General features: G+C 60.8%; 27 protein-coding genes. 19 read left to right on the top strand and 8 right to left on the bottom strand.

Features of this window, described 5'->3' with window-relative positions:
* Positions 1–7 precede the first annotated feature (7 nt).
* The 15 genes from HK22_RS08780 to glmM all read left to right on the top strand — a co-directional run bounded on the left by HK22_RS08780 (position 8) and on the right by glmM (position 15,224).
* A complete protein-coding gene (locus HK22_RS08780) occupies positions 8–757 on the top strand; it encodes a YebC/PmpR family DNA-binding transcriptional regulator (protein WP_062029168.1) in 750 nt (249 codons plus the stop codon).
* Entirely contained in the window at positions 754–1,260 is a 507-nt protein-coding gene (ruvC, locus tag HK22_RS08775; protein WP_041111979.1) for a crossover junction endodeoxyribonuclease RuvC, read from the top strand. The genes HK22_RS08780 and ruvC overlap by 4 nt, the downstream gene beginning before the upstream one ends.
* Positions 1,257–1,859: a Holliday junction branch migration protein RuvA gene (gene ruvA, locus HK22_RS08770; RefSeq protein WP_062109025.1), complete on the top strand. Its 603-nt coding sequence runs from the start codon at positions 1,257–1,259 to the stop codon at positions 1,857–1,859. The genes ruvC and ruvA overlap by 4 nt, the downstream gene beginning before the upstream one ends.
* Entirely contained in the window at positions 1,856–2,905 is a 1,050-nt protein-coding gene (gene ruvB / locus HK22_RS08765) for a Holliday junction branch migration DNA helicase RuvB (protein WP_062029165.1), read from the top strand. Before ruvA ends, ruvB begins: the two co-directional genes overlap by 4 nt.
* Before the next feature lie 52 nt (positions 2,906–2,957).
* The gene (gene ybgC / locus HK22_RS08760) at positions 2,958–3,383 is read left to right on the top strand and encodes a tol-pal system-associated acyl-CoA thioesterase (protein WP_062029163.1); all 426 of its coding nucleotides are present in this window, start codon (positions 2,958–2,960) and stop codon (positions 3,381–3,383) included.
* A 29-nt stretch (positions 3,384–3,412) separates the two neighbouring features.
* Positions 3,413–4,204, top strand: coding sequence for a protein TolQ (tolQ, locus tag HK22_RS08755; protein ID WP_174694421.1), 792 nt, complete (start codon positions 3,413–3,415; stop codon positions 4,202–4,204).
* 3 nt (positions 4,205–4,207) lie between these two features.
* On the top strand, positions 4,208–4,648 hold the full coding sequence (tolR, locus tag HK22_RS08750; protein WP_062029159.1) for a protein TolR: 441 nt from the start codon (positions 4,208–4,210) through the stop codon (positions 4,646–4,648).
* Positions 4,649–4,660: 12 nt separating this feature from the next.
* Entirely contained in the window at positions 4,661–5,656 is a 996-nt protein-coding gene (locus tag HK22_RS08745; protein WP_062109029.1) for a hypothetical protein, read from the top strand.
* A 16-nt stretch (positions 5,657–5,672) separates the two neighbouring features.
* A complete protein-coding gene (gene tolB / locus HK22_RS08740) occupies positions 5,673–7,034 on the top strand; it encodes a Tol-Pal system beta propeller repeat protein TolB (protein WP_086648990.1) in 1,362 nt (453 codons plus the stop codon).
* 106 nt (positions 7,035–7,140) lie between these two features.
* Positions 7,141–8,652: a glycoside hydrolase family 32 protein gene (locus tag HK22_RS08735; protein WP_086648989.1), complete on the top strand. Its 1,512-nt coding sequence runs from the start codon at positions 7,141–7,143 to the stop codon at positions 8,650–8,652.
* Positions 8,653–8,938: 286 nt separating this feature from the next.
* The gene (pal, locus tag HK22_RS08730) at positions 8,939–9,418 is read left to right on the top strand and encodes a peptidoglycan-associated lipoprotein Pal (protein ID WP_062029150.1); all 480 of its coding nucleotides are present in this window, start codon (positions 8,939–8,941) and stop codon (positions 9,416–9,418) included.
* A 143-nt stretch (positions 9,419–9,561) separates the two neighbouring features.
* Complete coding sequence (locus HK22_RS08725) at positions 9,562–10,449, top strand: tol-pal system YbgF family protein (RefSeq protein ID WP_086648988.1); 888 nt, start codon at positions 9,562–9,564, stop codon at positions 10,447–10,449.
* A gap of 62 nt (positions 10,450–10,511) precedes the next feature.
* Entirely contained in the window at positions 10,512–11,693 is a 1,182-nt protein-coding gene (gene tilS, locus HK22_RS08720) for a tRNA lysidine(34) synthetase TilS (RefSeq protein ID WP_086648987.1), read from the top strand.
* 171 nt (positions 11,694–11,864) lie between these two features.
* Positions 11,865–13,769, top strand: coding sequence for an ATP-dependent zinc metalloprotease FtsH (gene ftsH / locus HK22_RS08715; RefSeq protein WP_062029144.1), 1,905 nt, complete (start codon positions 11,865–11,867; stop codon positions 13,767–13,769).
* A gap of 96 nt (positions 13,770–13,865) precedes the next feature.
* A complete protein-coding gene (gene glmM / locus HK22_RS08710; protein WP_086648986.1) occupies positions 13,866–15,224 on the top strand; it encodes a phosphoglucosamine mutase in 1,359 nt (452 codons plus the stop codon).
* Positions 15,225–15,281: 57 nt separating this feature from the next.
* Here glmM and HK22_RS08705 read toward each other — a convergent pair whose 3' ends face one another.
* A complete protein-coding gene (locus HK22_RS08705; RefSeq protein WP_086648985.1) occupies positions 15,282–16,025 on the bottom strand; it encodes a response regulator transcription factor in 744 nt (247 codons plus the stop codon).
* Positions 16,026–16,214: 189 nt separating this feature from the next.
* Here HK22_RS08705 and fliI point away from each other — a divergent pair, with 189 nt between their 5' ends.
* The gene (gene fliI / locus HK22_RS08700; RefSeq protein WP_086648984.1) at positions 16,215–17,573 is read left to right on the top strand and encodes a flagellar protein export ATPase FliI; all 1,359 of its coding nucleotides are present in this window, start codon (positions 16,215–16,217) and stop codon (positions 17,571–17,573) included.
* 13 nt (positions 17,574–17,586) lie between these two features.
* Complete coding sequence (gene fliJ / locus HK22_RS08695; RefSeq protein WP_062109053.1) at positions 17,587–18,012, top strand: flagellar export protein FliJ; 426 nt, start codon at positions 17,587–17,589, stop codon at positions 18,010–18,012.
* Here fliJ and HK22_RS08690 read toward each other — a convergent pair.
* The 3 genes from HK22_RS08690 to HK22_RS08680 form a co-directional block, all read right to left on the bottom strand.
* Positions 18,003–18,425: a hypothetical protein gene (locus tag HK22_RS08690; RefSeq protein ID WP_062109055.1), complete on the bottom strand. Its 423-nt coding sequence runs from the start codon at positions 18,423–18,425 to the stop codon at positions 18,003–18,005. The genes fliJ and HK22_RS08690 overlap by 10 nt on opposite strands.
* A 65-nt stretch (positions 18,426–18,490) precedes the next feature.
* Complete coding sequence (locus HK22_RS08685; RefSeq protein ID WP_062029176.1) at positions 18,491–19,051, bottom strand: hypothetical protein; 561 nt, start codon at positions 19,049–19,051, stop codon at positions 18,491–18,493.
* Entirely contained in the window at positions 19,048–20,319 is a 1,272-nt protein-coding gene (locus HK22_RS08680; protein ID WP_233142510.1) for an aminopeptidase, read from the bottom strand. Before HK22_RS08680 ends, HK22_RS08685 begins: the two co-directional genes overlap by 4 nt.
* Positions 20,320–20,446: 127 nt before the next feature.
* On the opposite strand from HK22_RS08680, the gene HK22_RS08675 reads away from it, so the two are divergent.
* The gene (locus HK22_RS08675) at positions 20,447–21,235 is read left to right on the top strand and encodes a glycosyltransferase family 2 protein (protein ID WP_233142509.1); all 789 of its coding nucleotides are present in this window, start codon (positions 20,447–20,449) and stop codon (positions 21,233–21,235) included.
* 54 nt (positions 21,236–21,289) lie between these two features.
* On the opposite strand, the gene HK22_RS08670 is transcribed toward HK22_RS08675, so the two are convergent.
* The 4 genes from HK22_RS08670 to HK22_RS08655 form a co-directional block, all read right to left on the bottom strand.
* Positions 21,290–21,565: a hypothetical protein gene (locus HK22_RS08670; RefSeq protein WP_062029124.1), complete on the bottom strand. Its 276-nt coding sequence runs from the start codon at positions 21,563–21,565 to the stop codon at positions 21,290–21,292.
* Between the two features lie 137 nt (positions 21,566–21,702).
* The gene (gene hisC, locus HK22_RS08665; protein ID WP_086648981.1) at positions 21,703–22,770 is read right to left on the bottom strand and encodes a histidinol-phosphate transaminase; all 1,068 of its coding nucleotides are present in this window, start codon (positions 22,768–22,770) and stop codon (positions 21,703–21,705) included.
* Positions 22,767–23,267: an ankyrin repeat domain-containing protein gene (locus HK22_RS08660; protein ID WP_198945513.1), complete on the bottom strand. Its 501-nt coding sequence runs from the start codon at positions 23,265–23,267 to the stop codon at positions 22,767–22,769. The genes hisC and HK22_RS08660 overlap by 4 nt, the downstream gene beginning before the upstream one ends.
* A 50-nt stretch (positions 23,268–23,317) precedes the next feature.
* A complete protein-coding gene (locus HK22_RS08655; protein ID WP_086649114.1) occupies positions 23,318–24,322 on the bottom strand; it encodes an MBL fold metallo-hydrolase in 1,005 nt (334 codons plus the stop codon).
* A 137-nt stretch (positions 24,323–24,459) separates the two neighbouring features.
* On the opposite strand from HK22_RS08655, the gene tkt reads away from it, so the two are divergent.
* Positions 24,460–26,517: a transketolase gene (gene tkt / locus HK22_RS08650; RefSeq protein WP_086648979.1), complete on the top strand. Its 2,058-nt coding sequence runs from the start codon at positions 24,460–24,462 to the stop codon at positions 26,515–26,517.
* Positions 26,518–26,522 lie beyond the last annotated feature (5 nt).

The raw sequence follows: 26,522 nt of genomic DNA, 5'->3' as shown, positions 1-26,522 counted from the left end.
GCGACCGATGGCCGGTCATTCACAGTTCAAGAACATCATGCACCGCAAGGGTGCGCAGGATGCCAAGCGGGCCAAGCAGTTCGCCAAGGTGCTGCGTGAAATTACGGTTGCGGTGCGCTCGGGTCTGCCCGAAGCCGCCTCCAACCCCCGTCTGCGTGCGGCGCTGTCCATGGCGCGTGAAGTCAACATGCCCAAGGACAATGTCGAGCGCGCCATCAAGAAGGCGTCTGGCACCGCAGGTGGCGATGATTACGTCGAAGTCCGTTACGAGGGCTACGGCCCCGCGGGTGTTGCGATCATCGTTGAAGGGCTGACGGACAACCGCAACCGGACGGCCGGCGAAGTGCGCGCGGCGTTTTCCAAGCATGGCGGTTCGATGGGTGAGACGAACTCGGTCTCGTTCATGTTCCAGCGCCTGGGCGTCATCAGCTATCCGCTGGATGTGGCCTCGGAAGACGAAATGCTGGAAGCCGCGATTGAGGCCGGTGCGGATAATGCCGTCACCACCGAAGACGGTCATGAAGTCACCTGCGAGATGGAAAATTTCTTCGCTGTCCGCGATGCGCTTGAAAGCCGTTTCGGTGAGCCGAAGTCTTCCAAGCTCGACTGGCGTCCGGAAAACAGCGTGACGCTGGATGAGGACAAGGCGCGTTCGGTCATGAAGCTGATCGACGTGCTGGAAGACAATGACGACGTTCAGGCCGTCTACGCCAATTTCGACATTCCTGACGACGTGGCCGAGGCGCTGGCTGCTTGATCCGCCTGATGGGCATTGACCCCGGCCTGCGCTTCATGGGCTGGGGCATCATCGACGTGGACGGCAATCACCTGAAGCATGTGGCATCCGGGGTGATCGGGACCGATGGGTCCGAATCCGTGCCGCTGCGTCTGTGCGAGCTGCATGGCGCGCTTAAAAAGCTGATCCGCGAATACGCACCGGCCGAGGCGGCTGTTGAGGAGACCTACGTGAACCGTAACGGCTCTTCGACGCTGAAACTCGGTTATGCGCGTGGAGTGGCTCTGCTAACGCCAGCCTATGAAGGGCTTCCGGTTGCGGAATACGGGGCGATGACGGTCAAGAAATCCGTGGTCGGAACCGGGTCTGCAACCAAGGAACAGGTGACGATGATGGTGAAGCGGCTGCTGCCGGGCGCCGAGATCCGCAAGGCCGATGCATCCGATGCTCTGGCCGTTGCAATCTGTCATGCCCATCACCGCGCGAGTGCGGCGCATGTCGTGGCCGGGAAGCGCATGGCATGATCGGGCAACTGACCGGACTCGTCGGACAGATCGAGGGCGAGCGCTGCATCGTTGACGTCAATGGCGTGGGATATGTGGTTTCGGCCTCGACCCGCACACTGGCGGCACTGCCTCAGCCACCTTCCGTGGCACGCGTGCTGATCGAGACGATCGTGCGCGAGGATGCCATCCAGCTTTTCGGCTTTGCGACGACGGATGAGCGGGACTGGTTCCGGCTGCTGACGACCGTGCAGGGCGTGGGCGCGAAAGTGGCGCTGGCGATCCTCTCGGCGAACAGTCCGGGCGAATTGTTGCTGGCGATCAATGCCGGGGACAAAGGCTCACTGACGCGGGCTGCGGGCGTGGGGCCGCGTCTGGCGGATCGTATTCTGAGCGAATTGCGCAACAAGGTTGCGAAAATGCCGGGCGGGGGCGGGACCGTATCCGCACCCGGGATTGTCTCTGGGCCGAGTGTCGAGAACGATGCGCTGCTGGCGCTGGCGGGGCTCGGGTTCCGCCGGGCCGAGGCGTGGCCTGTTCTGAGCAGGGTACTGGCCGAGAACGAGAATGCGACGCTTGATCTGGCAATCCGTCTGAGCCTGAAGGATCTCGCGCGATGAGTGACACCTACCGCGAAACCGATCCGGCCCGTCAGCCTGAGGATACGGGCGAGGGCAGTCTGCGGCCTGAAACGCTTGCGGACTTTACGGGCCAGAAAGCCAGCCGTGAAAATCTTGCCATTTTCATCGAGGCCGCACGGGCACGTGGAGAGGCGCTGGATCATGTATTGCTGCACGGACCGCCGGGCCTGGGCAAGACGACGCTGGCGCAGATCGTTGCGCGGGAACTGGGTGTGGGATTCCGGGCAACATCCGGGCCGGTCATCCAGCGGGCGGGCGATCTGGCGGCGATCCTGACGAATCTCCAGCCACGTGACGTGCTGTTCATTGACGAAATCCATCGTCTTCAGCCGGCGATCGAGGAAGTCCTCTATCCGGCGATGGAAGATTTCCAGCTCGATCTGATTATCGGCGAAGGCCCGGCTGCGCGGTCCGTACGGATTGATCTGGCGCCGTTCACGCTTGTGGCCGCGACCACACGGGCGGGATTGCTGGCGACACCTCTGCGGGACCGGTTCGGGATTCCTCTGAGGCTGGTATTCTATACGCCGGAAGAACTGCGGGCGATCGTCTCGCGCGGGGCTCTGAAGCTCGGGATGCGTCTGACGGACGATGGGGCGGAAGAAATCGCCCGTCGTTCGCGCGGCACGCCTCGGATTGCGGGGCGTCTGCTGCGCCGCGTGCGGGATTTTGCGCTGGTCTCGAAGCATGCGGTCGTGGACCGTGCGCTGGCCGATGCGGCTCTGGGGCGGCTTGAAGTTGACGAGCGAGGCCTGGATGCAATGGACCGGCGCTATCTGAAGCGGATTGCCGAACATCATCATGGCGGCCCGGTGGGGGTGGAAACGCTGGCGGCAGGGCTTGCCGAAGCGCGCGATACGCTGGAAGACGTGATCGAGCCTTACCTGATCCAGGAAGGGCTTGTTCTCAGAACGGCGCGTGGGCGGATGCTGGGTGAGGCCGGATGGCGTCATCTGGGTCTGAACCCGCCCGCGAGCCAGGTGGACCTGCTTTCCACGCTGGAGCAGGACGATTCCGCGCCCTGAAAGTCCCTGAACACGGTTCGCGGGATGGGCGCACCATGACTGGAGAGACAGTATGGCCACGCACAAGATCAGGTTCCGGGTTTACTACGAAGACACCGATGCGGGGGGTATCGTTTATCACGCACGCTATCTGGGCTTTGCCGAGCGTGCGCGGAGCGAGGCGATGCGGGATGCGGACGCGTCCGTGACGGAGCTTCTGAACGATTTCGGCTTGGTCTTCGTCGTGCGTCAGGCGGCGATCCGGTATCGCTCGCCACTCCGACTCGATGACGAGATGGAAATCGAGACGGCCTTGGACGCCATGACGCCGACGCGGCTGAAACTTTGTCAGACTGTCCGGAATTATTCCGGGGGTGGCGAAACGGCTACGGTTATCGACGTGGAACTGGCCTGTCTGAGTGCCGTTGACATGAAACCTGCCAAAATTCCGCCTCGCTGGCGTGATGCAGTGAGAAAACTGGAGGCAGGAGAGGTCTGACCCACTTTCCTGTTTCCGCGTGAAGTGCAATGGAGAGTCCTGACCCGCAAGGGACAGGATCTGTACAGGAGAGAACAGTGGATCATGAGGTAAGTTCGAGTGCGCTTGGGGCGGTCGGTGCGACCGGTCTTTCGCCTCTGGACCTGTTCCTGCACGCCTCCATCGTTGTAAAGCTGGTGATGCTGGGTCTGCTGCTGTGCAGCGCCGGCGTATGGGCGATCATTGCGGAAAAAATCATTCTCATCCGTCGCGTCAACCGCGAGGCGACGGAATTCGAGGACCGTTTCTGGTCGGGCGGATCGCTCGACGATCTCTACGAATCCGACGGTGCGCGCCCGACACATCCGATGGCGGCCGTATTCGGCGCAGCCATGGGCGAATGGCGCCGTTCCGCCCGGATCGGCGGCATCGACCTGTCGCGGGGTGGCGTGCGCGAGCGCGTGGACCGCGCCATCGACATCACCGTCATGCGTGAGAACGACCGCCTGACGCGTCGCCTGATCTTCCTGGCGACGATCGGCCCGGTGGCACCGTTTGTCGGCCTTTTCGGAACGGTCTGGGGCATCATGCATTCCTTCGCGTCCATCGCGCAGATGCACAACACGAACCTTTCCGTTGTGGCGCCGGGTATTTCCGAAGCCCTGTTCGCAACGGCCATTGGTCTCGTGACCGCCATTCCGGCCTATATCGCCTATAACGGCCTGAGCAACTCTTTCGAGAAGTTCACGGACCGCATGGAAGCCTTCGGAACCGAGTTCGCGGCCATCCTGTCGCGTCAGTCCGAGGAACGTGCGGACGATACGACCGGCGGGAAGGCCTGAACCATGGGGATGTCTGCGGGAGGACGGGCTGGAGGAGGCGGACGCCGCAAGCGTCGGCCCGCCTCGGAAATCAACGTCACGCCACTGGTGGACGTCATGCTGGTGCTGCTCATCATTTTCATGGTGACGGCGCCGATGCTGACCAGTGGCGTCAATGTGGATCTGCCGAAAACGGATGCCAGCCCGGTCAATTCGGATTCCAAGCCGATTACCGTGTCTCTGCGGACGGATGGCTCGCTTTATCTGGGCGACCAGCAGGTCACGTCCGATCAATTGATTGACCAGCTCAAGGCGCAGTCGCAGAACGATCCGACCCACCGCATCTTTGTTCGCGCCGATGCCCATATCGACTATGGACAGGTGATGCAGGTCATGGGGCAGATCACGTCGGGCGGCTTCACGCATGTTGCGCTTCTCGCGCAGCAGCCCCAGAGCGGCCAGTAAGAGGCGCCTGCCGTGGTCCGTCCACGCCGCTCTGACAACAGGCGCTTTCGTCATGCGCTTTACGGATCAGCCGCCATTCATCTGGGGCTGATCGCGTATCTGATTGTTCAAATCCCGCCGGAAAAACCGCCCGAACCTCCTGAGCCACCGACGGTGCAGATGGAATTCGAGCAGGCTGGTCCGCCGACTCACCCGGTCAAGGCCGATCATCCGGCCCCTGCGCCCGCTCCGGCCCCTGCACCCGTGAAGAACGAGGCCCCTCCGTCTCCGACGCCGCCTCTGAAGGCGCCGACGGAAGAGCCGCCTCCGCCGCCTCCGCCACCCCAGCCTGTGCCGCCTCCGCCGGAGACGCCGCCGCAGAAGCTGCCGGACATCAAGCTTCCGCCGAAAATGACGGATGAGTCCCCGCAGCCTGTGCCGGCATCACCGCCCACCCCGTCACCGCCGTCGAAATCAACGATGGTCGCGCCGCCGAGCCCGCAGACACAGAAAGCCGACAAGCTGCCCGATATGCCGAAGTTCTCGCATATGACGCAGCCGAATGCGGCAAAGAAGACGGAAGCGGACAGTCATTCGCTGCTGGCGACGCTGGATAATTTCCGCGCCGACCAGAAGCAGACCCATGCGCCGACCGCAAAGGCCAATCCGCCCCAGGGTGGTGCGCCGAACGGGGGCGGTGTGCCGAATGGTGACATCACCAAGTCGCTGTCCATGGCGGATCAGAAAGCCATCGGCGGTTCTGTGCGCCGTTGCTACACCGAAGATACCGAGGCACGGAACTATGCGAGCTTTGTTGCGCATATGGTCGTGACCGTCGATGCGACCGGTGAGGCGCGGATTGTCAAATTTGCGCCTGATACGGCTGCGAAAATGGCTTCCGACCCGTCTTACCGCGTTCTGGCGGAGCGGGCGCGGGATGCGGTGCTGAGCCCCACCTGTGCCCATCTGCCCATTCCCTCCAAGATGCTTGGTCAGACGCATGAGTTGCGTTTTGTCTTCAGGCCGTAATCCACGAGGAAGTCTCATGTCCTTCATTCCCGATACCGACGCCGAGGCCCTGAGCGCGCTGTTTTCGCGCCGCTCCGTTCTGGGAGCCACTGCTGCTGGTGGTCTCCTGGCAACGCCTCTGGCGGCTTTTGCGCAGTCTGCTGGGGCTTCTGGCCCCGGCGAAGCTGAAATTACCGTCGATCAGGCCCGTCAGGAGCCGATCCCCATCGTCATCCCGAATTTCGGGGCGGGTCTGGGTGAGCAGATTTCCGGTGTCATCACGTCCGATCTGAACGGCACCGGCCTGTTCAAGGTCATGAGCGGCAACGTGCCGCCGGGCTCTACACCGGATTTCAGCGCGCTCAAGGCACAGGGTGCCCGTGCTGCCGTGGCCGGTCAGGCTATCGGTTCAGGCAGCGTGCGCGTCGAGATGCGTCTGTGGGATGTGCTTTCCGGCCAGCAGCTTCAGGGCACGGCCTATACGGCTTCGACGTCCAACTGGCGCCGCATCGCGCACATCATTGCTGATGTGATCTATGAGCGGATGCTGGGCGAGAAGGGCTATTTCGATACCCGCATCGCCTATATCGCCCGCACCGGCCCGCGCCATCACCAGATCACGCGTCTGGCCCTGATGGATCAGGATGGCGCCAACGAGCGGATGCTGACGAATGGTGAGTGGCTGACGCTGACGCCGCGCTTCAACCCGGTGCGCGACCAGATTGCGTTCATGTCCTACGCCAACAACCGTCCGCGCGTGTATCTGTTCGATCTGGCGTCCGGTCGTCAGCAGATTCTGGGTGAGTTCGCGGGCATTTCTTTTGCGCCGCGCTTTTCGCCGACCGGTGGCTCTGTCGTGCTGTCCGCCACGCGTGGCAGCGGCTCGGACATTTTCGTGGTCGATCTGGCCTCGCGTGCGAAGCGGCAGATCACCAATTCCAATGGCGCAATCGACACCAGCCCGTGTTTCAGCCCGGATGGCAGTCAGATCGTGTTCAACTCGGATCGTGGTGGCAGCCCGCAGCTTTATGTCATGAGTGCGTCGGGTGGTCCGGCGAAGCGGATTTCCTACGGCACCGGCCAGTATGGTTCGCCGGTCTGGTCCCCGCGTGGGGATCTGATCGCCTTTACCCGTATCGGCGGCGGCGGCTTCTCGCTCGGCGTGATGAACCCCGATGGCAGCGGTGAGCGCATCCTGACGCAGGGCTTCACCGTTGATAGCGCGACGTTCTGCCCCAATGGCCGTGTGCTGGCGTTCTGCCGCCAGAGTGCTGCAGGTGCGGGCGGCGCGGGTTTCGCATCGGGGATCGGGACGATCGACATTACGGGCTTTAACGAGCGTCCGATCCGGACCTCGACGGGTGCGTCCGATCCGGCCTGGTCGCCGCGCAACGGCTGAGGCCCTTGTTCCGCGCTTCCGGTTCGGGAGCGCGGATTTGCAAAAGGGCGGGGAACCCTTTTTCCTGTGAGGCGTCGCAAGGACTGCTTGAACAGGAGAATTCCCCATGTCCCCTCAGGAGACACGGCAGTGGCGTCCGCTGCTGCATTATGCCCCGGCTCGGAACTGGATGAATGATCCGAACGGGCCGATCCTGATTGATGGTGTGTATCACCTCTTTTACCAGCACAATCCGGTCGAGCCCGTCATGGGTTATATTTCCTGGGGCCATGCCACCAGCCGGGATCTGCTGCACTGGCAGGAGGAGCCGATTGCGCTGCCGTCCACGCCGCAGGAGCAGATCTATTCCGGCACGGTCATTTATGACCGGGACAATCGCAGCGGGCTGGGAACGGCCGAAAATCCTCCGCTTCTGGCGCTTTACACCAGCGTGTTCCGCGACATGCCGGGCGAGCAGGAAGACGGCACGCAGGCCGTTTCGGTTGCGGTCAGTCTGGATCGTGGCGCGCACTGGACCCGCTACGCTCACAACCCGGTTCTGACGCTCGATCCAGTGTCCCGGAATTTCCGGGACCCGGCACTGTGCTGGTATGAAGAGGGTGGATACTGGGTGCTGACGGCGGTTGAGGCCGAACAGCAGGTGGTCAAGCTCTTCCGCTCCACCGATTTTCTGCACTGGGAGTTCCTCAGTGACTTTCGCCCGCCCGGCTACCATACGCCGGATATGCTCTGGGAAGTGCCGGTTCTGGCGCGGCTTCCGATTGAGGGCGAGGCGGGGTGCTCTGGATGGGTGATGATCGTCAGCGTCAATCCCGGCGGCCTGACCGGCGGATCGGGGACGTTCTATTACGTCGGAGAGTTCGACGGCACCGTCTTCACGCCCGCAGAGCAGCCGGCGGCCACAGATGATCCGTGGCAGTATCGCTGGATGGATTACGGGCCGGACAATTATGCGATTGTCTGTTTTGCCGGAACCGCCACGCCCGTCAGCATCGGCTGGATGGGCAACTGGAACTACGCCAACCAGACTCCGACGGCTCCCTGGCGCGGGCAGATGACGCTTCCGGCGCATCTGTCTCTTGCGCGGCAGGGGGATGGCCCGCTTTTGATGAAGCAGAAGCCCGTCAGTCTTGGCGCTCCGATCGAAGTCTTTGCTGCCAGTGAAATCCGTCCGGAAGTGGGAACGCCCTGGAGGCTTCCGGACAGCGTTGCGGACTGTACGGATTTCGCGGATACGGTTTTTGATCTCCAACTGGCTATTGATCCTGCAGGGGACGTGGTGGTGCTGACCGTGGCGGCGACGGAGGATGGCAGGTTCGGAACCGAGATCCTCTACGATCCTGCGCGGCAGGAACTGGTCGTGGATCGCAGTCGGTCAGGCGTTGCCGTGCCGAATGCGGCCTTCACGACACGGCATGTGGCGCCTCTCTCCCCGCAGGACGGATCTGTTTGTCTGCGAGTCATTGTGGACCGGAGTTCGGTCGAGATTTTCGCTGCTGACGGACTCGTCAGGATGACGGAGGTGGTCTTTCCCCTTCCATATGCCACGACTGTAACGCTGGGCAGCTACGCAGGCAGCGCATGTTTCAGGAGCGTGAAAGCCCGCTGGTTTCGATGATGTGGCAGAATTCTGCCACATTTCTCAGAATAGCTGTGACATTTATGCCGAAATTTCTGGTTCCGAATATGAATCGAACTTTTCACATTTAACCGGCGTTAACACGACACTTGACCGGTGATTCGAGTCATGAGTATGGGCGCTTATGGCCACTGATTTTCAGGGTCGGCATGCAGGGATCGGAACCGATTCCTGTCTGTTCCGAACAGGAAAGAGGTGGTCCGGAATAACGCGGCATTTTCCGCATTCGGTTCCCGCTGTGGGGCCGTTCTCAGGATTGAGACACATGAAGTTCAAGGTATTTGGCGCGCTTGGTCTGGCGCTTGTTCTCGCAGCCTGTTCCAACGGCAACACCAACAAGGGTGACAGCAACGGCGCAGGCGCCGTCGCTCAGGAAGCTGGCCCGACGCCCGGTAGCGAAGCCGATCTGGTTGCCAATGTCGGCGACCGCGTCTTCTACGAGCTGAACCAGTCCCAGCTCTCTGAAGAAGCCCGCGCTACGCTGGACAAGCAGGCTGCATGGCTCGCCAAATATCCGCAGGTCAGCATCCAGGTTGCTGGCAACTGCGATGACCGCGGCACGGAAGAGTACAACATTGCTCTCGGCCAGCGTCGTGCAAACGCAGCCCGTGACTATCTGGTCGCCAAGGGCGTGAGCGCTTCGCGCATCACCACGATCTCCTACGGCAAGGACCGTCCGACCGCCGATGGCGACGACGAGCAGGCCTGGGCACAGAACCGTAACGCCATCACGTCTGTTCGCTGAACCGACGTTTCAGGCCTGACGGACTGGGATGATGAGCGGCCGGGGGATTATCCCCCGGCCGTTTCTGTTTTATGACTGGGCCATGTTGCGCGCATGACCCGCCTGCGTGCCCGTGAGTGCGAGTTTGTCTCAGGAGATCCGTTATGGTGCTGTCCCGTTCCCTGCGTGCCGTCTTTCTGGGCACGGCTTTTTCCGTCCTGTCGCCCGTCCTTCCGGCTGTGGCGCAGGATGCGCCGGATAGCGGAGAAATTTCCTCACGCGAGGCGATTGCTTTGCAGGATCAGATTGCCTCCCTGCGCCAGCAACTCTCACAGGTTCAGAATGGCGGCGGCCTGAGTGCCCCCAGTGCGACGGCAGCGGCTCCGGTTGCGGCAGGTGACGGCAACCTGACGGCACAGCTTCTGGAACGCGTTTCGGCTCTGGAAGAACAGAACCGCCAGATGCGTGGCGAACTGGATCAGCTCAGCAATTCCGTCCGTGACAATCAGGCCAATGTGTCCAAGCAGATTTCGGATATGCAGTTTGCCTCCCAGAGCGGTGGGGGTGCGGCTTCGGCATCTCCCTCTGCTCCTGCATCTGCAAAGGCTCCGGCCGCTGCCGAGGATAAGGCTCCTGCCGCTACTCCGGACACTGCCGAACAGCCAAAGACCGCTCTGGATGCGCTGAAGGTCGGCAATGCGTCCCTCAGATCCGGGAACTACACCGATGCGGAGAGCAATGCGCGTTTTGCTGTGAAAACTGCCCATAGCGTATCCGGCAAAGTGGATGCCCAGTTTCTTCTGGCGCAGTCTCTGGCAGGGCAAAAGCAGTATCGTCAGTCTGCGGTCGCGTATTATGACGCCTATACGAAGGCTCCGAAGTCCCAGAAAGCTCAGGATTCTCTTCTGGGCGTTGCGGCTTCGATGCTGGCGCTGGGTGACAAGAGCTCGGCGTGTCAGGCTCTGGACAAGCTGAAATCGGAATTCCCAACCCCTGCGCCGCGGGTAAAGACCGCCGAGACCACGTTCCGGAGCCGTGCGGCCTGTCACTGAACGTCGCGCCGCAGAAAATCGGGGTCGCCCATCCTGTTGGGGAATGTGAATTCCGTGACCTGATGTCTGGCCTCGGCTCCTGGCCTCCGGACACCGCAGACGCGCCGGTTGCTCTCGCCGTTTCGGGAGGCGCTGACTCCATGGCGCTCGCGTTTCTGGCGCGGCGCTGGCGACGTAATGTCGTGGCATTCGTGGTGGATCACGCCCTGCGGCCTGAGTCGGCTGACGAAGCCCGGCTGACGGTTGAACGGCTTGCCGTCATGGATGTGACAGCCCGCCTCCTGACGCTTGCACCCTTCCCGAAAGGCCGATTGCAGGAACGGGCGCGACACGCCCGTTTCGAGGCGCTGGAAGCCGCCTGCGTGACAGCAGGGTGTCTGGATCTGCTTGTTGCGCATCATGCAGGCGATCAGGACGAAACGATCTGGATGCGAAGTCTGCGTGCGAGCGGACCTCTGGGGCTGGGTGGTATTCAGCCCAGTGCTGTGCGGGGGCGCATCAGGCTGCTGCGTCCGCTCCTAACCCTCGATCCCGCGCGTCTGAGGCTGACTTTGAAAGCTGCCGGTCTGCCATGGATCGAAGATCCATCGAACGCCAACCGGCGGTTCGAGCGGGTACGCTGGCGTCAGGACCTGACGCCTGAGCAGAGACTGGATGCCCACGCCCTGCATCTCACGGCCCGGCAGGAGCGCCAGGATCTGGAAGCAGAACTGGCCGAAAATCTTGCATCCCATGCAGTCTGGCATCCTGAGGGATGGGTTTTCCTGAAGCGGGCCGGGATGAACGAAGAGACCCTGTCGGTTCTGATCCGGCTGGTTTCGGGAAATGCCTACCGTCCGGCGAAGGAGGCTGCGCGTCTTCTGCTGAAAAAAGGATGTGGCACTCTGTCCGGAGTGCGTGTTCAGCCGGCTGGCCGGTTTGGCGAGGGGGTGATCCTGGTGCGGGAAGAGAGAGCTCTTGGTGCGCCGGTTGCGGCACGAAAGGGGTGTGTCTGGGACGGGCGCTGGCGTTTTCTGACGCAGAAGGTTCAGGAAGGCAGTGTAATCGGGCCACTTCAGGATGCCGTTCATGGACTGGATCTGCGGAGGCTGGGTCTTCCCTATGCCGCCGCCCGCTGTCTTCCGGGCGTGTGGTATGAAGGGCGGCTGATTTTGTCGCCGCAGATAGGGCAAATGCCGGGCACAGCCGATTTTGTCTGGGCCGCCACAGTCCCTGCGACGGGAGAAAATCATCTCATGACGTAAAAAGCGCCTCAAAAACGCAAGAAATGCGTTTTCCTGCCCTTGATGGGGTAGGATCGTGGACGCGGAGGCTTATGTTATGGAGTCAACGCAGAATGTGACCGGTCGGCCAGTTGTGACGGGTGATCCCCTACTGCATCTGACGGAACAGTCTGAAGGACGACAGAGAGCGAGATGAACAATTTAGGCCGTAACGTCGCGATCTGGGCGGTCATCATCGTGGTCGGAATGGCAGTGCTGACAGCCTTCCAGCCCGGTGGCGGACAGCATGCAGCCCAGCAGATCGCCTATTCCGATTTCATTCATGACGTGGACCAGCATCAGGTCCGTTCCGTTGTGATCCAGGAGCAGAATGTCTCCGGGACCCTGACGAACGGGACGTCTTTTGAGACCTATGCGCCACTTGATCCGAGCCTTCCTGGCCGCCTGACCTCTGCCGGCGTCGAAGTGACTGCCAAGCCGATGGACAGCGGAGAAAGCCCGATTCTGCGTTATGCGAGCGCCTATCTTCCGGTTCTGCTTCTGGTCGGACTTTGCTTCATGGTCTTCCGTCAGATGCAGGGCGGTGGTGGCCGGGCCATGGGTTTTGGCAAATCCCGCGCCAAGCTGCTGACCGAAAAGACTGGTCGTGTGACGTTTGAAGACGTTGCCGGCATCGACGAAGCGAAATCCGAGCTTCAGGAAATCGTCGAATTCCTTCGCGATCCGCAGAAATTCACCCGTCTGGGCGGCAAGATCCCCAAGGGTGCTCTTCTGGTCGGACCTCCGGGTACGGGTAAGACGCTTCTGGCGCGCGCTATTGCGGGCGAAGCCAACGTTCCGTTCTTCACGATTTCCGGTTCGGACTTTGTGGAAATGTTTGTCGGCGTCGGTGCGTCCCGTGTGCGTGACATGTTCGAACAGGGTAAGAAGTCTGCACCTTGCATCATCTTCATCGACGAAATCGACGCTGTGGGCCGCCATCGTGGTGCGGGCCTCGGGGGCGGTAACGACGAGCGTGAGCAGACCCTCAACCAGATGCTGGTCGAGATGGACGGTTTCGAGAGCAATGAAGGCGTGATCCTGATTGCTGCGACCAACCGTCCGGACGTTCTGGACCCGGCTCTGCTGCGTCCGGGTCGCTTCGACCGTCAGGTTGTGGTGCCGAACCCCGATGTGGCCGGTCGTGAAAAAATCCTGCGCGTCCACATGAAGAAAGTGCCCCTGTCTTCAGATGTGGACCCGAAGGTCATTGCGCGTGGAACACCGGGCTTTTCGGGCGCGGATCTGTCCAATCTCGTGAACGAAGGTGCGCTGATGGCGGCGCGTCAGGGTCGCCGAACAGTTGGTATGGCGCAGTTCGAGGAGGCTAAGGACAAGGTTATGATGGGGGCGGAACGCCGTTCCATGGTTATGACCGAAGACGAAAAGCGCTCAACCGCCTATCACGAATCTGGACATGCCATCTGCGCGATCTTCACCCCTGGTAGTGATCCGATCCACAAGGCAACCATTGTGCCGCGTGGCCGAGCCCTGGGTCTGGTCATGACCCTGCCGGAGAAGGACAATATTTCTTACAGTCGCAAGTGGTGCTTGGCCCGTCTGGTTATCGCCATGGGTGGCCGTGTTGCTGAAGAAATCATTTTCGGACGTGAGGAAGTCAGCGCAGGCGCATCGGGCGACATCAAGAGTGCGACGGATCTCGCGCGCCGCATGGTCACCGAATGGGGCATGAGCGACACGCTTGGTATGATCGCCTATGGGGATAACGGACAGGAGGTGTTCCTGGGTCACTCCGTGACGCAGAACAAGAACATTTCTGAAGAAACCGCCCGTGAGATCGACAAGGAAGTCAAGGCTCTGATCGATACGGCCTATAAGCAGGCCCATGATCTGCTGACGACGCGTCTTGATGATCTGCATCGCCTGACCGCAGCTCTTCTGGAATATGAGACGCTGACGGGTGACGATGTCGGTCGCATCATGCGCGGTGAAGCCATCGAGCGGACGGCGGATGACGAACAGATGCCTGACAACCGTCGTGCTTCTGTTCCGACCACACGTCCCGGCGCGTTTGATCCGGCGCCTCAGGCGGGCTAATCAGGCAGCCAATCGCACCAACGGGCGCGTCATCGAGGAGATTATCCCCGGTGCCGCGCCTTTTTTATTTCTGGCAGACAGGCAGGATTTTTCATTATGGCCACCAAGAGGTCTCTGTTCGGTACTGACGGCATCCGTGGAACGGCCAATACCGCGCCCATGACGGTTGAGATCGCGCAGAGACTGGGGCAGGCGGCCGGCCTGTATTTCATGCGCAGCCAGAATCGCCGGCACAGCGTTGTTTTGGGCAAGGACACGCGTCTTTCCGGCTATATGCTAGAATGTGCTCTGGTTGCCGGTTTTCTCTCGGCCGGGATGGACGTCATTCTGGTCGGTCCGCTGCCCACTCCTGCCATTGCCATGCTGACACGTTCTCTCCGGGCCGATCTTGGGGTCATGGTCTCAGCGTCCCATAATCCCTTCACCGACAACGGTATCAAGCTGTTTGGGCCGGACGGTTTCAAGCTGTCGGACGAGGTTGAAGGCGAAATTGAGGACCTGATGGCTCAGGATCTTTCGGCCCGGTTGGCTTCGCCCGAACGGATTGGGCGCGCTTCACGTCTGACGGATGCGGCTGGTCGTTATATCGAGAATGCAAAGGCGTCTTTTCCGCGTGGGCTGCGTCTGGACGGTCTGAAGATTGTCATTGATTGCGCCAACGGTTCAGCATACCGGGTAGCGCCCAAGGCATTGTGGGAACTGGGGGCGGAAGTCATCAAGATCGGCTGTGAGCCGGACGGCCTGAATATTAATGATGGCGTGGGGTCCACCCATCCGGAAACGCTTTGTGCGGCGGTTCGGGAGCATGGTGCGGATTTCGGCATTGCTCTGGATGGCGATGCGGATCGTGTCCTGATTGCAGATGAAAACGGCGATCTTGTTGATGGTGACCAGATTATTGGTCTGATCGCTTCCTTCTGGAAGCAGCATGACCGGTTGCGTGGCAACACGGTGGTCACGACTGTCATGTCCAATATGGGGCTGGAAAAAGCTCTGGCAGAAAAGGGTCTTGAGCTTCAGCGGACATCGGTTGGTGACCGGTATGTTGTGGAGCGGATGCGCGAGATTGGGGCCAATCTTGGGGGGGAGCAGTCCGGACATATGGTGCTATCGGATTATGCCACGACGGGAGATGGCCTGATCGCTGCGCTGCAGGTTCTAGCCGTATCTGTGGAAACCAAGCGATCGGCCAGTGAAATCTGCCGTTTTTTTACGCCGTATCCCCAGCTCCTGAAAAACGTCCGTTATTCAGGAGCCAGCCCGATGGGCAGCCCGGACCTTGCTGCTGCAAAGGCCTGGGCGGATGAACGCCTGGCCGGGAGTGGCCGTCTTGTTCTGCGGGCCAGCGGAACGGAACCGCTGATCCGCGTCATGGTCGAAGCGGAAGATGAAGCGCTCGTCCATGAAGTGGTGGATCATGTCTGCGATGTCATTCGCGCCATTGCCCATGCATGACTGTGCCTGACGCCGTCCTTCATATGCGTCAGGGGCTGACGTCCTGACCCTGGAGGGTCAGACGGCGGCTTCCACGATGGGGGCGGTGACCTGGGAGGGCAGGCTTGCGAGGGAAACCGTTTCGGCAACATCGTCTTCCCGCAGGATGTAACCACGACCCCAGACCGTGGCAATCAGGTTGCCTGCGCCAACATTCTGCAGCTTCCGGCGCAGTTTGCAGATGAAGACGTCAATGATCTTCATTTCCGGCTCGTCGATGCCGCCATAAAGGTGATTGAGGAACGCGTCCTTGGTCAGGACGGACCCTTTACGGATCACCAGCAGTTCCAGAATGGCATATTCCTTGCCCGTCAGGTGCAGTGCGCCCCCATCGACAGTGACATTTTTGCCGTTCAGATCCAGCTCCAGATTACCTACCCGCAGCTTCGGCTCGGCAAACCCCCGGGAGCGCCGCATGACGGCCTGAAGACGGGCGACCAGTTCGCCTGCGTCATAGGGTTTCGTCATGTAATCGTCGGCGCCCATGGAGAAGGCCCGGATCTTGGCCTGAGAGCGGAGCAGGGCCGACAGAACAAGGATCGGCGTCGTGATACGCGCAGCCCGGACACGCCGGATTACTTCATATCCTTCCAGATCGTTCAGCATCAGTTCGAGCACAACCACGTCATAGTCGTAGTGACGCAGCATCTCGATGGCCTCTTCGCCAGAAGGCGTATGATCAACGGTAAAGGACGCGTTACGCAGGGTCTGGGATAACGTGACGGCGGCGGACTGATCGCTATCGACAAGAAGGATACGCATGTTTCAACTCCCGGCTTGGTGAACCAATGGTTACTACCCAAGGTTGTGCCTGTCGATAGATATGGATCAAAAATCGTAAAAATGTCATTATTATTCTCGTTAAAGGGGAACATTAAGCTCATCTTAACGATGAGGTTGTAGGGTTGGGAAATCGGAATAATCCGCAGAAAACGGTCAGAAACTGCCACTATGAGCGATTACGCCAAACTGCTTGAAAAGCTCACGAACTTCACGTGTGACTGGGTTGTAGGAAGCGTGAAGGACGTTGTGGGGCTCTGCATGACCGTTATTGGACTCGATGGATTCATCACGATCGGAGATCGAGTCGCGGTTAAGGCGCGTGATGGTCGCGTAATACAATCAGAGGTTGTTGGATTTCAGGGGGACGTTGCGCGCCTGATGTCTTTTGGTGCGCTGGATGGAATTGGGCCGGGTTGCGAGGCCAGAATTCCTCTCAGTCGTCAAAGCGGCGGCCTGGGTATCAATTCGAGCTGGCTGGGGCGCGTGGTGGATCCGCTGGGGCAGCCGATTGATGAAAAAGGGCCTCTGCGGCCGGCGAGCAAACGTCAGGCGATCCAATGTCCGCCGCCCAACGCGGCAAGCCGGGCGCGGCTGGGAGAGAGAATTGATCTTGGGGTGCGGGCTCTTGATGCGTTTGCGACGTGTCGTCGTGGCCAGAGGCTTGGACTTTTCGCCGGGTCGGGTGTTGGAAAATCAACCCTGCTTTCCATGCTCGCACGCGGGGCGGAGTGTGACGTTGCCGTGATTTCTCTGGTGGGCGAGCGGGGACGTGAAGTCCGTGAATTCATTGAGGACGATCTGGGCCCTGAAGGATTGGCACGAAGTGTCCTGGTGATCGCAACATCGGACTCACCGCCGTTGATGCGTCGTGAAGCGGCCCTGTCTGCCATGGCGATTGCGGAATATTTCCGGGACCAGGGTAAGTCGGTTCTGCTTCTGATGGACAGCGTGACCCGGTTTTGTATGGCTCTGCGTGAAATCGGTCTGTCTGCGGGCGAACCTCCTGCAACCCGTGGTTATCCACCTTCCGTGTTTGCCGAACTGCCCCGGCTTCTGGAGCGGGCAGGGCCGGGGTATCCCGATCAGGGGATGATTACGGCGCTCTTTACTGTTCTGGTGGAGGGTGACGATCAGAACGAGCCGGTTGCGGATGCGGTGCGTGGCATTCTGGACGGTCATATCATTCTGGATCGCAAGATCGGTGAGCAGGGCCGTTATCCCGCGATTGACGTCCTCCGTTCACTGTCCCGTGCGGTTCCGGGATGCAATTCCCCTGAGGAAAATGCCATGACGCAACGCGCGCGGGCGGTGATGGCAACCTATCAGCGTATGGCGGACATGATCCGGCTGGGGGCTTACAAGCCAGGCACGGATCGCGAGGTTGACGAGGCCATCGCATTGATGCCCAGACTGAACCAGTTCCTGTCTCAGGGGCGGAACGAGCGTTCTACGCGTGCGGAGGCTTTTGAACAGCTCGCACAGATCATGCAGACGGTTCCGCAAACTACTCCATTGAATGCGGCATGAAGGATCCATCAGAATGGAACAGTCACCCCTTGACACCCTCACCACCCTGCGTGAGCAGGAACTTGATCTTGTCGAAAGACGCTTCGCGGAGGCCGTGGCACGTGAGACGGCTGCGGAAGAAAAGCTGTCAGCTGCTCAGGAAGAGATCCTGAGCGAGCAGCGGATCGCATCCAGCCCCACCGCAGGAGATGGTGCCGTAGAAGCCTTTAGTCGCTGGCTTCCTGTTGGGCGACAGGCTGTTGCGCAGGCGCAGGAACGTTGCCGGGAGGCCGCGCTGGATCGGGAAACCGTGCGTTCCGCACTGATCATTGCCAGAGCTGCCATGGAAGCCGTCAAAACCCTTCGCGAAGAACAGAAGGAAGAAGAGCGGCTGGCGGAACTCAGAAAAGAGCAGAACACACTGGACGAACTTGCCGTTCGCCAGTTCAGTCAGTCCTGAGCGTCGTCCTGTCTGCGGAGTGCGGTCTCGATCTGAGGGGCTGTGCCGATCAGGGCGCAGGCCACGGGATGGGTGCTATCGCGGACAAAGGCCAGAACAAGGTCGGGATCGCTGGGAAAGAGGTCGCTTTGCAGCGTGGTAACAGGCGTCATTTCGCCCGTGTGTGACGCGTTCTGGGCTGCGTGGGCGAGAATACGGGACACGGCTTTTTCAAGAGCCGGAAGAAGCACTGTGTGAGGGGCATCATGGTTTGCGGCATGTGTCGCAGCGAGTTCATCCCAGCCTGCTCTGGTGACGAAGGCGGGAATACCATCGGATGGCGTCTCCCGCTCGGCACGCAGAAGGGTGCCGGACTGGGCCATGCCGAGGATATCCAGGGCAGGGAGTAGTGCGGGGTCGAGTTTAATGGGCATTCGGGTCTTTTTCGGAGACTGAAGCGGCCATGTGATCCTGCGGAACACACGGCCGCTGTTGCGTATTAGTGTGGTGGATTGCCCATAGCCTGCATCAGGGCCGTAACCTGTTCGGGCTGGGCCTTGAAGAGCGCGACATTGGCGGGATTGGGGCTTGGCATTCCGGCAGGAAGCTGGCCATTGCTGGCGGCAAGAGTCATGCCGAAGGTTGTCATGCCCATCACAAAGCTTTCCGGCGTAAACCCATGGCTTTGCAGGACGGGCGCAAGCCCGGGGATCTGACTGATGCGGCTGATTGTGTCGGCCAGCCCTGTGCCGTGCGAATTGGGGGGCTGAATGTTTCGGGCCTGAAGTTCGGCGATCGTTGCTGCGGCACGGGTCATGAAGTCGGGCGGCAGAGGGTATTGCATGGCGCGCTCCGTATCGGCGCGGACCTGCGGTGGAATCTGTGGAGTCTGCTGCGGTGTTCCCTGAAGCGGTACGCTGCCGTCGATCTGGGTCTGGCTCGTGGTGCCACCCTGAACCGGATAGCCGGGTTGAGCGTAGGTCTGCGCCTGTGCGGCCAGAGGCAGCATTGCGACAGAGACGAAAAGGCCCGCAAGCCCTGTCATACGGAAAAATGTCATGCCTGCACCCATTCTCCAGCGCGCATCAGCGGCACGCGATTGCCGTTCTTGAGCCCATCAAGATCGATTTTGTCCGAACCGATCATCCAGTCAATGTGGATGAGGGAATCGTTCACGCCCCGCTCCAGAAGTTCTTCCGGCGTCAGACCTTCGATATCGACCATGCACTTCGTGTAGGCTTGGCCGAGTGCGATATGGCTGGATGCATTCTCATCGAACAATGTATTGCGATACAGGATCTTGCTGGCCGAAATGGGCGATGAATGCGGCACGAGGGCAACTTCGCCAATCCGGGCAGCGCCTTCATCGGTATCGAGGATCCGCTTGAGCACGTCCTCACCCTGACTGGCTTTTGCTTCGACAATGCGGCCGTTTTCGAAACGCACCGAGATATCATCTATCAGAGTGCCCTGATGGAACAGCGGCTTGGTGCTGCTGACCTGGCCGTTGACCTTGCTGCGATGCGGGGTCGTGAAGATTTCCTCGGTCGGGATATTCGGGTTGCAGACGATGCCATTTCCGGATTTTTCCGAGCCACCCGCCCAAAGATGTCCGTCCGCTAGGCCGACGGTCAGATCCGTGCCTGGGCCGCTGAAATGCAGGGCATCGAAGCGGCTCTCGTTCATGAATTTCGCCCGGGCATGCAGCGCGGCGTTATGGGCGTTCCATTCGGCGACAGGATCGGCCACGTCCACGCGAGACGCCTTGAAAATGCCGTCCCACAGAGCCGCGAGCGCCTCTTCAGGGGATAAATCCGGGAAGACCTGTTCGGCCCAGGCCGGTGTGGCACAGGCGATAATGTTCCAGTTCACGGCGAACTGGGTAATGATTTCCATCGCCGGGCGGTTGGCTTTGGAGCTGGCACGATTGGCGCGTGCGATGCGTTCGGGGTCCTGTCCTTTGAGCAGCGTCGGGTTGGCGCCGGTAATGGCCATGCGAGCGGCGCCTTCACGGAACGCACGCGCCATCCCATCGGCCAGCCATGTGGGGGCAACGTCGAAGGCGTCGTTCGGGGCGTGGATGAAACGTGCGAGCGTGGTTTCATCATCCGCGTACAGGGTCGTCACCAGTGAGGCACCGGCCTTGTAAGCATGTTCCGTGACGCGTCGGACCAGTGCAACGGCGGTAAGGGGCGCGGTGATGAGGAGCTGCTGGCCCGGTTTGATGTTCAGGCCAACGCGGACGGCGACCTCGCCCAGACGGTCGAGCAGTTGTTCGTGCGAAAAGGTGGAGGGAGCGGACACGTTGGACTCTTTCGCAGTGATCATTCTGACTTTCATGGTGTGCCCTGTCGCGTGGAAGTGCAAGAGAGCAGCGCGTGAGGTGACAGGGCTTTGAGGGCGCAGTATCGTGCCGGACATGAAACCCGGACTTCACATTTTCGCTGATCCCGGCATGCCTGACCAGCGGCCTTTCGATGTAGCCGTTGTCATGCCCAGCCTGCTGCGGCCTACTATTGTCCGGGCGGTCCAGTCCATTTTCCGACAGAGGGGGGATCTGCGGGTGCAGATCATGATCGGTCTGGACCGGGCACCGGAAGAGGGTGCGGACGATCTGTTTCAGCGCGCGATCGAAGGGCGGCCACCGGGCTGGGCCGTCGAAGTGCTCTGGCCCGGCTATTCGACGTCGCAACGGCATGACGGGTTTGGGCGCGCGAAGGACGGTGGCGTGTTGCGCAGCGTGCTCAGCCAGCTTTCGAATGCACCGCGTATTGCCTATCTCGACGACGACAACTGGTGGGCGCCCGATCATCTGTCCTCCCTCCTGTCGGCCATCGACGGGCATGACTGGGCGTGGGCGGGCCGTTGGTTTGTGCATCCGCAGACACAAAAACCCATTTGTGAGGATCAGTGGGAGTCGGTCGGGATCGGGGGCGGGATCTTCCGCGAACGTTATGGCGGGTTCGTGGATCCGAACTGCCTGATGATCGACCGGACACGGGTGCCGAACGTCCTGGACGTTTGGAATCAGCCTCTGGCCGGGGATGAAACTCAGATGACGGCGGACCGCAGTGTTTTCAATGTGTTGATGGACCGACCGGGGAAGCCGACCAGACAATATACCGCATATTACGTTCTGACCGAGACAGATGGCCTGCATCCGACGCGGTTACGTCTGATGGGGTCGGCCTGGGACAAGGCTTCTGCTGAGGAAGATCACGGGGAAGCCGTTCAGGCTTCCTGATGCAGAAAAGCCGATGCGGGGACGAACCCTGCATCGACCTTTCTGCGGCGTTCGTTACATGGAACGGATCGTGTTGCGGCGCGGCGGACGGCGCTGGCGATCGGACTGGGCGTCCGGATTGGCAGCTTTTGCGGCTTTTTCGCGCGCGATGGTACGCAGTTCGGTTTCCAGCTCGCGAATGCGGCGCTGGATGCTTTCCTTCAGCGTTGGAGACGTGTGGGACTTCATGGAAGCGATCGTTTCCTTGAGGTCCCGAAGCTGCTTTTCCTTTTCGGCCTGATTGCGGCGAATAGGCTGGTTGTCGGACATCTGTCCTTGAAATGCACGCATGTATTCGGTCTTTCCGCATGAAACACACAGGCCTCCCGTTCACCCGGAGGGTGGCGGGATGGAGCGCGCAGAAACGCGCCCGTCTGGCCCTGTCTGGCTCATGATTATGGGGGACGGAATATTACCGTCCGGTTAATTCAGGATCGGTGAGAGAGAATGTCCCGCAAAACGTCTGTCAGGCGGATGCAGGCTTCGTCCGTTCCGATCGAGATACGCAGCCAGTCCTGGATGCGCGGGGTTGAGAGATGCCGGACAAGGATCGCACGCTCGCGCAGGGCTGCGGCGATGTCTCCGGCCTTGTGCTCCGGGTGGTGCACAAGAATGAAATTGGCACAGGACGGCAGGACTTGGAAGCCAAGATTTTGCAGGTCCGGGACCAGACGGTCACGGCTGGCAACTGTGCGCGTCGTGATGTCCGCAAGCCAGTCGGTATCCTGGATCGCGGCGATGGCCCCGGCCTGGGCCGGGCGGGAGAGGGGGTAGGAATTGAAACTGTCCTTGACGCGGATGAGACCCTCGATCAGTTCCGGGGAGCCGATCGCAAAACCCACACGCAGTCCTGCCAGAGCATAGGACTTTGACAGCGTCTGGACCACCAGAAGATTGTCATGACGATGTGTCAGTTCAATGGCAGATCGGGCACCAAAATCAACATAGGCTTCGTCAATGATGACGGTCCGGTCCGGAAAGCGGTTCAGGAGGGTTTCGATCTGCTCCAGCGGCAGGGCGATTCCCGTATTGGCATTCGGATTGGCAACGGCGATGCCGCCGCATTTGCCGGTATAGGCGTCGATGTCGATCGTGAAATCGTCATTGAGCGGGATGTGGCGGAACGGCTGTTCGAACAGGCCGCAATAAACCGGATAAAAGCCGTAGGTTACGTCCGAGAACAGGACCGGCGCATCGTCATGGAACAGCGCGCGAAACGCATGGGCCAGCACTTCGTCGGAACCGTTGCCGACGAAAACGCGGTCGGTGGTGGTTCCGAACCGGGTGGCGATGGTGTCCCGGAGGTCTGCTGCTGTCGGGTCCGGATAAAGGCGCAGGTCGTCAGAGGCCACGTCACGGATGGCATCGAGCACTTTCGGGCTCGGACCGTAGGGAGACTCGTTCGTGTTGAGCTTCAGCAGGTCCGCGAGTCTGGGCTGCTCGCCCGGCACATAGGGGTGCAGGCCCTGAACGCGGCGGTTCCAGAAACGGCTCATGCGGACGCTCCGGCGAACAGGCCGGTCATAAGCTGACGTTCGGCCAGATCGCGGGCAGAGACGCCATCCGCGTCCTTCAGGTCCGGGTTTGCGCCGGCGGCAAGAAGCTTTTTTGCCATGTCTTCGCGGTTGAACATGATGGAAAACATCAGCGGCGTGCGGCCGGCATGATTGGCATGATCCACCTCGGCGCCATGATCGAGCAGAAGTGTCGCGATGTCGCTCAGGCCCTTGAAGGCCACGCCCGAGAGCGCAGTAGCCCCTTTGAGATCGGTGGCTTCCGTGTCGGCGCTCCGGTCCAGCAGCAGGCGCGCGGCATCCGTGTGGCCGTTATAGGTGGCGACGATCAGGGCGGTGTAGCCACGGCTGTCGGACGTATCAATGGCCATGCCGGCATCCAGAAACTGGGTCAGGAGGTCGGTATCGCCTTCACGGGCCGCGTCGATGAACAGGGCAGTGATCTGGTCTGACGTGAAAGTGACGTTCTGGGCGTTCATGACGGTTTCCACATGGCGGTGTCTGTCGACAGGAGGTGTCAGAGGAGAGTTTAGCTTTTTGTGTCAGTTGGCGGAAGAGTGAGGCTGTCACCGTTTTCGAGGGCTCGGAATGGGCGGCCTGCGGGACGGCAGGCGAACTCCAGACGGGTGGGCGGCTCCAGAATGGCCTCGTCCGTGAGCTGGAACGTCCCGAAATGGATGGGGAGGCCCTGTTTTGCTCCGAGCGTATCAAAAGCCATGAGCGCTTCTTCGGGAGACATGTGAACGCGGCGCATCAGGTTTCGCGGGTCGTAAGCTCCGATGGGGAGGATCGCGAGGTCGATGGTGGGCCAGCGGCGGTGGATCGCGTCGAAATGCCTGCCCCAGGCCGTGTCCCCCGCGAAAAACACGGTGTGGCCGTCCGCTTCGATCGTGAAACCGCCCCAGAGCGCACGGTTGGAATCGAACGGCGTGCGCGCGCTCCCGTGCAGGGCCGGCGTCGCCGTGATGCGCGCGCCGTCATCGGCCATGCCTTCCCACCAGTCCAGCTCGACGATGCGGGGAAGATCGGCCTTTTTCAGATGGCGGCGGTTGCCCGGGAGGGAAATGCAGAGCGGGTCGTCACGTTCGGCCAGCGCCCGCAGGCTCGGCAGGTCCATGTGGTCGTAATGGCAGTGCGAGACGAGGATGATGTCGATGCGCGGAAGGGCGTCCAGCGCGATGCCGGGAGGGCAGACGCGGCGGGGTCCGAAACTGCGGAAGGGGGAGCAGCGTTCGGAAAAAACCGGATCAGTAATGATCCGTAGAGGCGCGCGTCCTGTACGGCCAAACTGGAGCAGAACGGTCGCATGACCGACAAACGTGACACAGCATTCCCCCGCAGCAGGCGTGACCTGAGGGTAGGTTTTCTGCGGGGGAAGGGCGTCTGGCCAGCGTGGTCTGAGCCCCATCTGCCAGCGGAAGATGTTCCCGATCCGCTGCGAAGGGCTGCGGGCCGTCCGGGCCTCGTCCGGGCGCCAATTTTCGGGGTTTCGGTAATGACGCCCGTCGAAATGCGGCAGGTTGTCATCAAGCACAAGAGCGTGTTTCACAATATGGTTTACCGATCAGCCATTGCGTCCGGCGCGACTTCGCGTCATGCCGTGGCAGCAGAAGGTATGGAAGATATCGTTGCTTTTCTTCCTGTCAGTCACAAGCCGGAGATCCCATTCCGATGAGTACGCTTCCTCAGCTCACCATCAATACGATCCGTACCCTTTCGATGGAAGGTGTCGAGCGCGCCAATTCCGGCCATCCCGGCACGGCCATGGCCCTCGCCCCCGCGATGTATGCGGTCTGGCAGCATGATCTGAAATATGATCCGGCCGATCCGTGCTGGCCCGCACGTGACCGTTTCGTCCTTTCGGTCGGTCATGCGTCGATGCTGCTGTACTCCACCCTGTTCCTCACAGGCGTGAAGGATATCCAGGATGGCAAGGTCGTTGACGCGCCGTCCCTCACCGTCGAAGACCTGTCGCAGTTCCGTCAGCTGAACTCCAAGACGCCGGGTCACCCGGAATACCGCTTTACCGCTGGTGTGGAGACCACGACCGGCCCGCTCGGACAGGGTTGTGGCAATTCCGTCGGTATGGCGATCGCCCAGAAATGGATGTCCGCGCGTTATGACCGTCCGGGCTTCAAGCTGTTCGACTATCACGTGACGGTGTTTTGTGGCGATGGCGACATGATGGAAGGCGTGGCCTCTGAAGCCGCTTCCACCGCTGGCCATCTCGCACTTGGCAACCTGACCTGGATCTATGATTCGAACCAGATTTCCATCGAGGGGTCGACGGACCTGGCCTTCACGGAAAACGTGGGCAAGCGTTTCGAAGCCTATGGCTGGCATGTCCAGACCCTGACGGACGGCAACGACGTCGAGGCCATTCTCGCTGCTCTGAAGGCCGCCCGTGCCGTGACGGATCGTCCGAGCATGATCGTTCTCAAAACGGTCATCGGCTATGGCGCTCCCAAGAAGGCCGGTACGGCTTCGGCTCATGGCGAGCCGCTGGGTGCGGACGAAATCAAAGGCGCGAAGGCTGCCTATGGCTGGCCGGAAGATGCTCCGGACTTCTATGTCCCGGACGGCGTGAAGGAGCATTTCGCAGAAGGTCTCGGCAAGCGTGGCGCTGAAGCCCATGCGGAATGGCGCGAGCTGTTCTCGGCCTATCGCGAAGCGCATCCTGAACTCGCTGCTGAAATCGACTGCATCATCGAGCATCGTCTGCCCGAAGGCTGGGACAAGGACATCCCCACCTTCGAAGCCGATGCGAAGGGCGTTGCCTCGCGTGCCAGCTCGGGTCAGGTGCTGAATGCGGTTGCGAAGAACCTGCCCTGGATGATCGGCGGGTCCGCAGACCTCACGCCGTCCACCAAGACGGACATCAAGGGCGGCGGGTCTTTCCAGCCGGAAAAATGGAACGGCACCTATGGTGGCCGGAACCTGCATTTCGGTGTGCGCGAACATGCGATGGGCTCCATCTGTAACGGTATCGCACTGTCGGGTATCCGCTCCTACGGTTCGGGCTTCCTGATCTTCTCCGATTACATGAAAGCGCCGATCCGTCTGTCGGCCATCATGGAACTGCCGGTTCTGTATATCTTCACGCATGACTCCATCGGTGTGGGCGAAGACGGACCGACGCATCAGCCGATCGAGCAGCTTGCACAGCTTCGCGCCACGCCGGGCATCATGACGATCCGCCCGTCTGACGCCAACGAAGTGTCCGAAGCTTGGCGCACGCTGATCCCGATGACGCACAAGCCGGCCGTGCTTGCGCTGAGCCGTCAGAACCTGCCGACGATCGACCGCACGAAATATGCGTCCGCCGCCGGTCTGGCGAAGGGCGCCTATGTACTGGCGAGCTGTGACGGCAAGCCTGACGTCATTCTGATCGCTTCGGGTTCGGAAGTCAGCCTCGTGGTCGGGGCTTACGAGAAGCTCACGGCGGAAGGCATCAACGCCCGGGTCGTCTCCATGCCGAGCTTTGACCTCTTCGAAGAGCAGAGCCAGGAATACCGCGATTCCGTTCTGCCGCCGGATGTCATCGGCCGCGTCGCGGTCGAGCAGGCCGCAGCGTTCGGATGGGACCGGTATGTCGGCATCGGCGGTGCGATTATTGCAATGAACACGTTCGGTGCGTCGGCCCCGGCCTCCGCACTTCTCACGAAATTCGGTTTCACGCCGGAAGCGGTTCTTGACGCGGCAAAGCGTCAGGCCCTGCGCGGCAAGTAAGGGAG

This window comes from Gluconobacter sp. DsW_056 (assembly GCF_002153595.1).
Taxonomy (GTDB): Bacteria; Pseudomonadota; Alphaproteobacteria; order Acetobacterales; family Acetobacteraceae; genus Gluconobacter; species Gluconobacter albidus.
Note: the sequence above shows the minus strand (reverse complement) of the source record. Positions and strands in the feature narration are given on the sequence as shown.

Coding starts and splice junctions, on each gene's coding strand:
- HK22_RS08780 (WP_062029168.1), top strand. CDS start 8: ATGGCCGGTCATTCACAGTTCAAGAACATCATGCACCGCAAGGGTGCG.
- ruvA (WP_062109025.1), top strand. CDS start 1,257: ATGATCGGGCAACTGACCGGACTCGTCGGACAGATCGAGGGCGAGCGC.
- ruvB (WP_062029165.1), top strand. CDS start 1,856: ATGAGTGACACCTACCGCGAAACCGATCCGGCCCGTCAGCCTGAGGAT.
- ybgC (WP_062029163.1), top strand. CDS start 2,958: ATGGCCACGCACAAGATCAGGTTCCGGGTTTACTACGAAGACACCGAT.
- tolQ (WP_174694421.1), top strand. CDS start 3,413: ATGGAGAGTCCTGACCCGCAAGGGACAGGATCTGTACAGGAGAGAACA.
- tolR (WP_062029159.1), top strand. CDS start 4,208: ATGGGGATGTCTGCGGGAGGACGGGCTGGAGGAGGCGGACGCCGCAAG.
- tolB (WP_086648990.1), top strand. CDS start 5,673: ATGTCCTTCATTCCCGATACCGACGCCGAGGCCCTGAGCGCGCTGTTT.
- HK22_RS08735 (WP_086648989.1), top strand. CDS start 7,141: ATGTCCCCTCAGGAGACACGGCAGTGGCGTCCGCTGCTGCATTATGCC.
- pal (WP_062029150.1), top strand. CDS start 8,939: ATGAAGTTCAAGGTATTTGGCGCGCTTGGTCTGGCGCTTGTTCTCGCA.
- HK22_RS08725 (WP_086648988.1), top strand. CDS start 9,562: ATGGTGCTGTCCCGTTCCCTGCGTGCCGTCTTTCTGGGCACGGCTTTT.
- tilS (WP_086648987.1), top strand. CDS start 10,512: ATGTCTGGCCTCGGCTCCTGGCCTCCGGACACCGCAGACGCGCCGGTT.
- ftsH (WP_062029144.1), top strand. CDS start 11,865: ATGAACAATTTAGGCCGTAACGTCGCGATCTGGGCGGTCATCATCGTG.
- glmM (WP_086648986.1), top strand. CDS start 13,866: ATGGCCACCAAGAGGTCTCTGTTCGGTACTGACGGCATCCGTGGAACG.
- HK22_RS08705 (WP_086648985.1), bottom strand. CDS start 16,025: ATGCGTATCCTTCTTGTCGATAGCGATCAGTCCGCCGCCGTCACGTTA.
- fliI (WP_086648984.1), top strand. CDS start 16,215: ATGAGCGATTACGCCAAACTGCTTGAAAAGCTCACGAACTTCACGTGT.
- fliJ (WP_062109053.1), top strand. CDS start 17,587: ATGGAACAGTCACCCCTTGACACCCTCACCACCCTGCGTGAGCAGGAA.
- HK22_RS08690 (WP_062109055.1), bottom strand. CDS start 18,425: ATGCCCATTAAACTCGACCCCGCACTACTCCCTGCCCTGGATATCCTC.
- HK22_RS08685 (WP_062029176.1), bottom strand. CDS start 19,051: ATGACATTTTTCCGTATGACAGGGCTTGCGGGCCTTTTCGTCTCTGTC.
- HK22_RS08680 (WP_233142510.1), bottom strand. CDS start 20,319: ATGATCACTGCGAAAGAGTCCAACGTGTCCGCTCCCTCCACCTTTTCG.
- HK22_RS08675 (WP_233142509.1), top strand. CDS start 20,447: ATGCCTGACCAGCGGCCTTTCGATGTAGCCGTTGTCATGCCCAGCCTG.
- HK22_RS08670 (WP_062029124.1), bottom strand. CDS start 21,565: ATGCGTGCATTTCAAGGACAGATGTCCGACAACCAGCCTATTCGCCGC.
- hisC (WP_086648981.1), bottom strand. CDS start 22,770: ATGAGCCGTTTCTGGAACCGCCGCGTTCAGGGCCTGCACCCCTATGTG.
- HK22_RS08660 (WP_198945513.1), bottom strand. CDS start 23,267: ATGAACGCCCAGAACGTCACTTTCACGTCAGACCAGATCACTGCCCTG.
- tkt (WP_086648979.1), top strand. CDS start 24,460: ATGAGTACGCTTCCTCAGCTCACCATCAATACGATCCGTACCCTTTCG.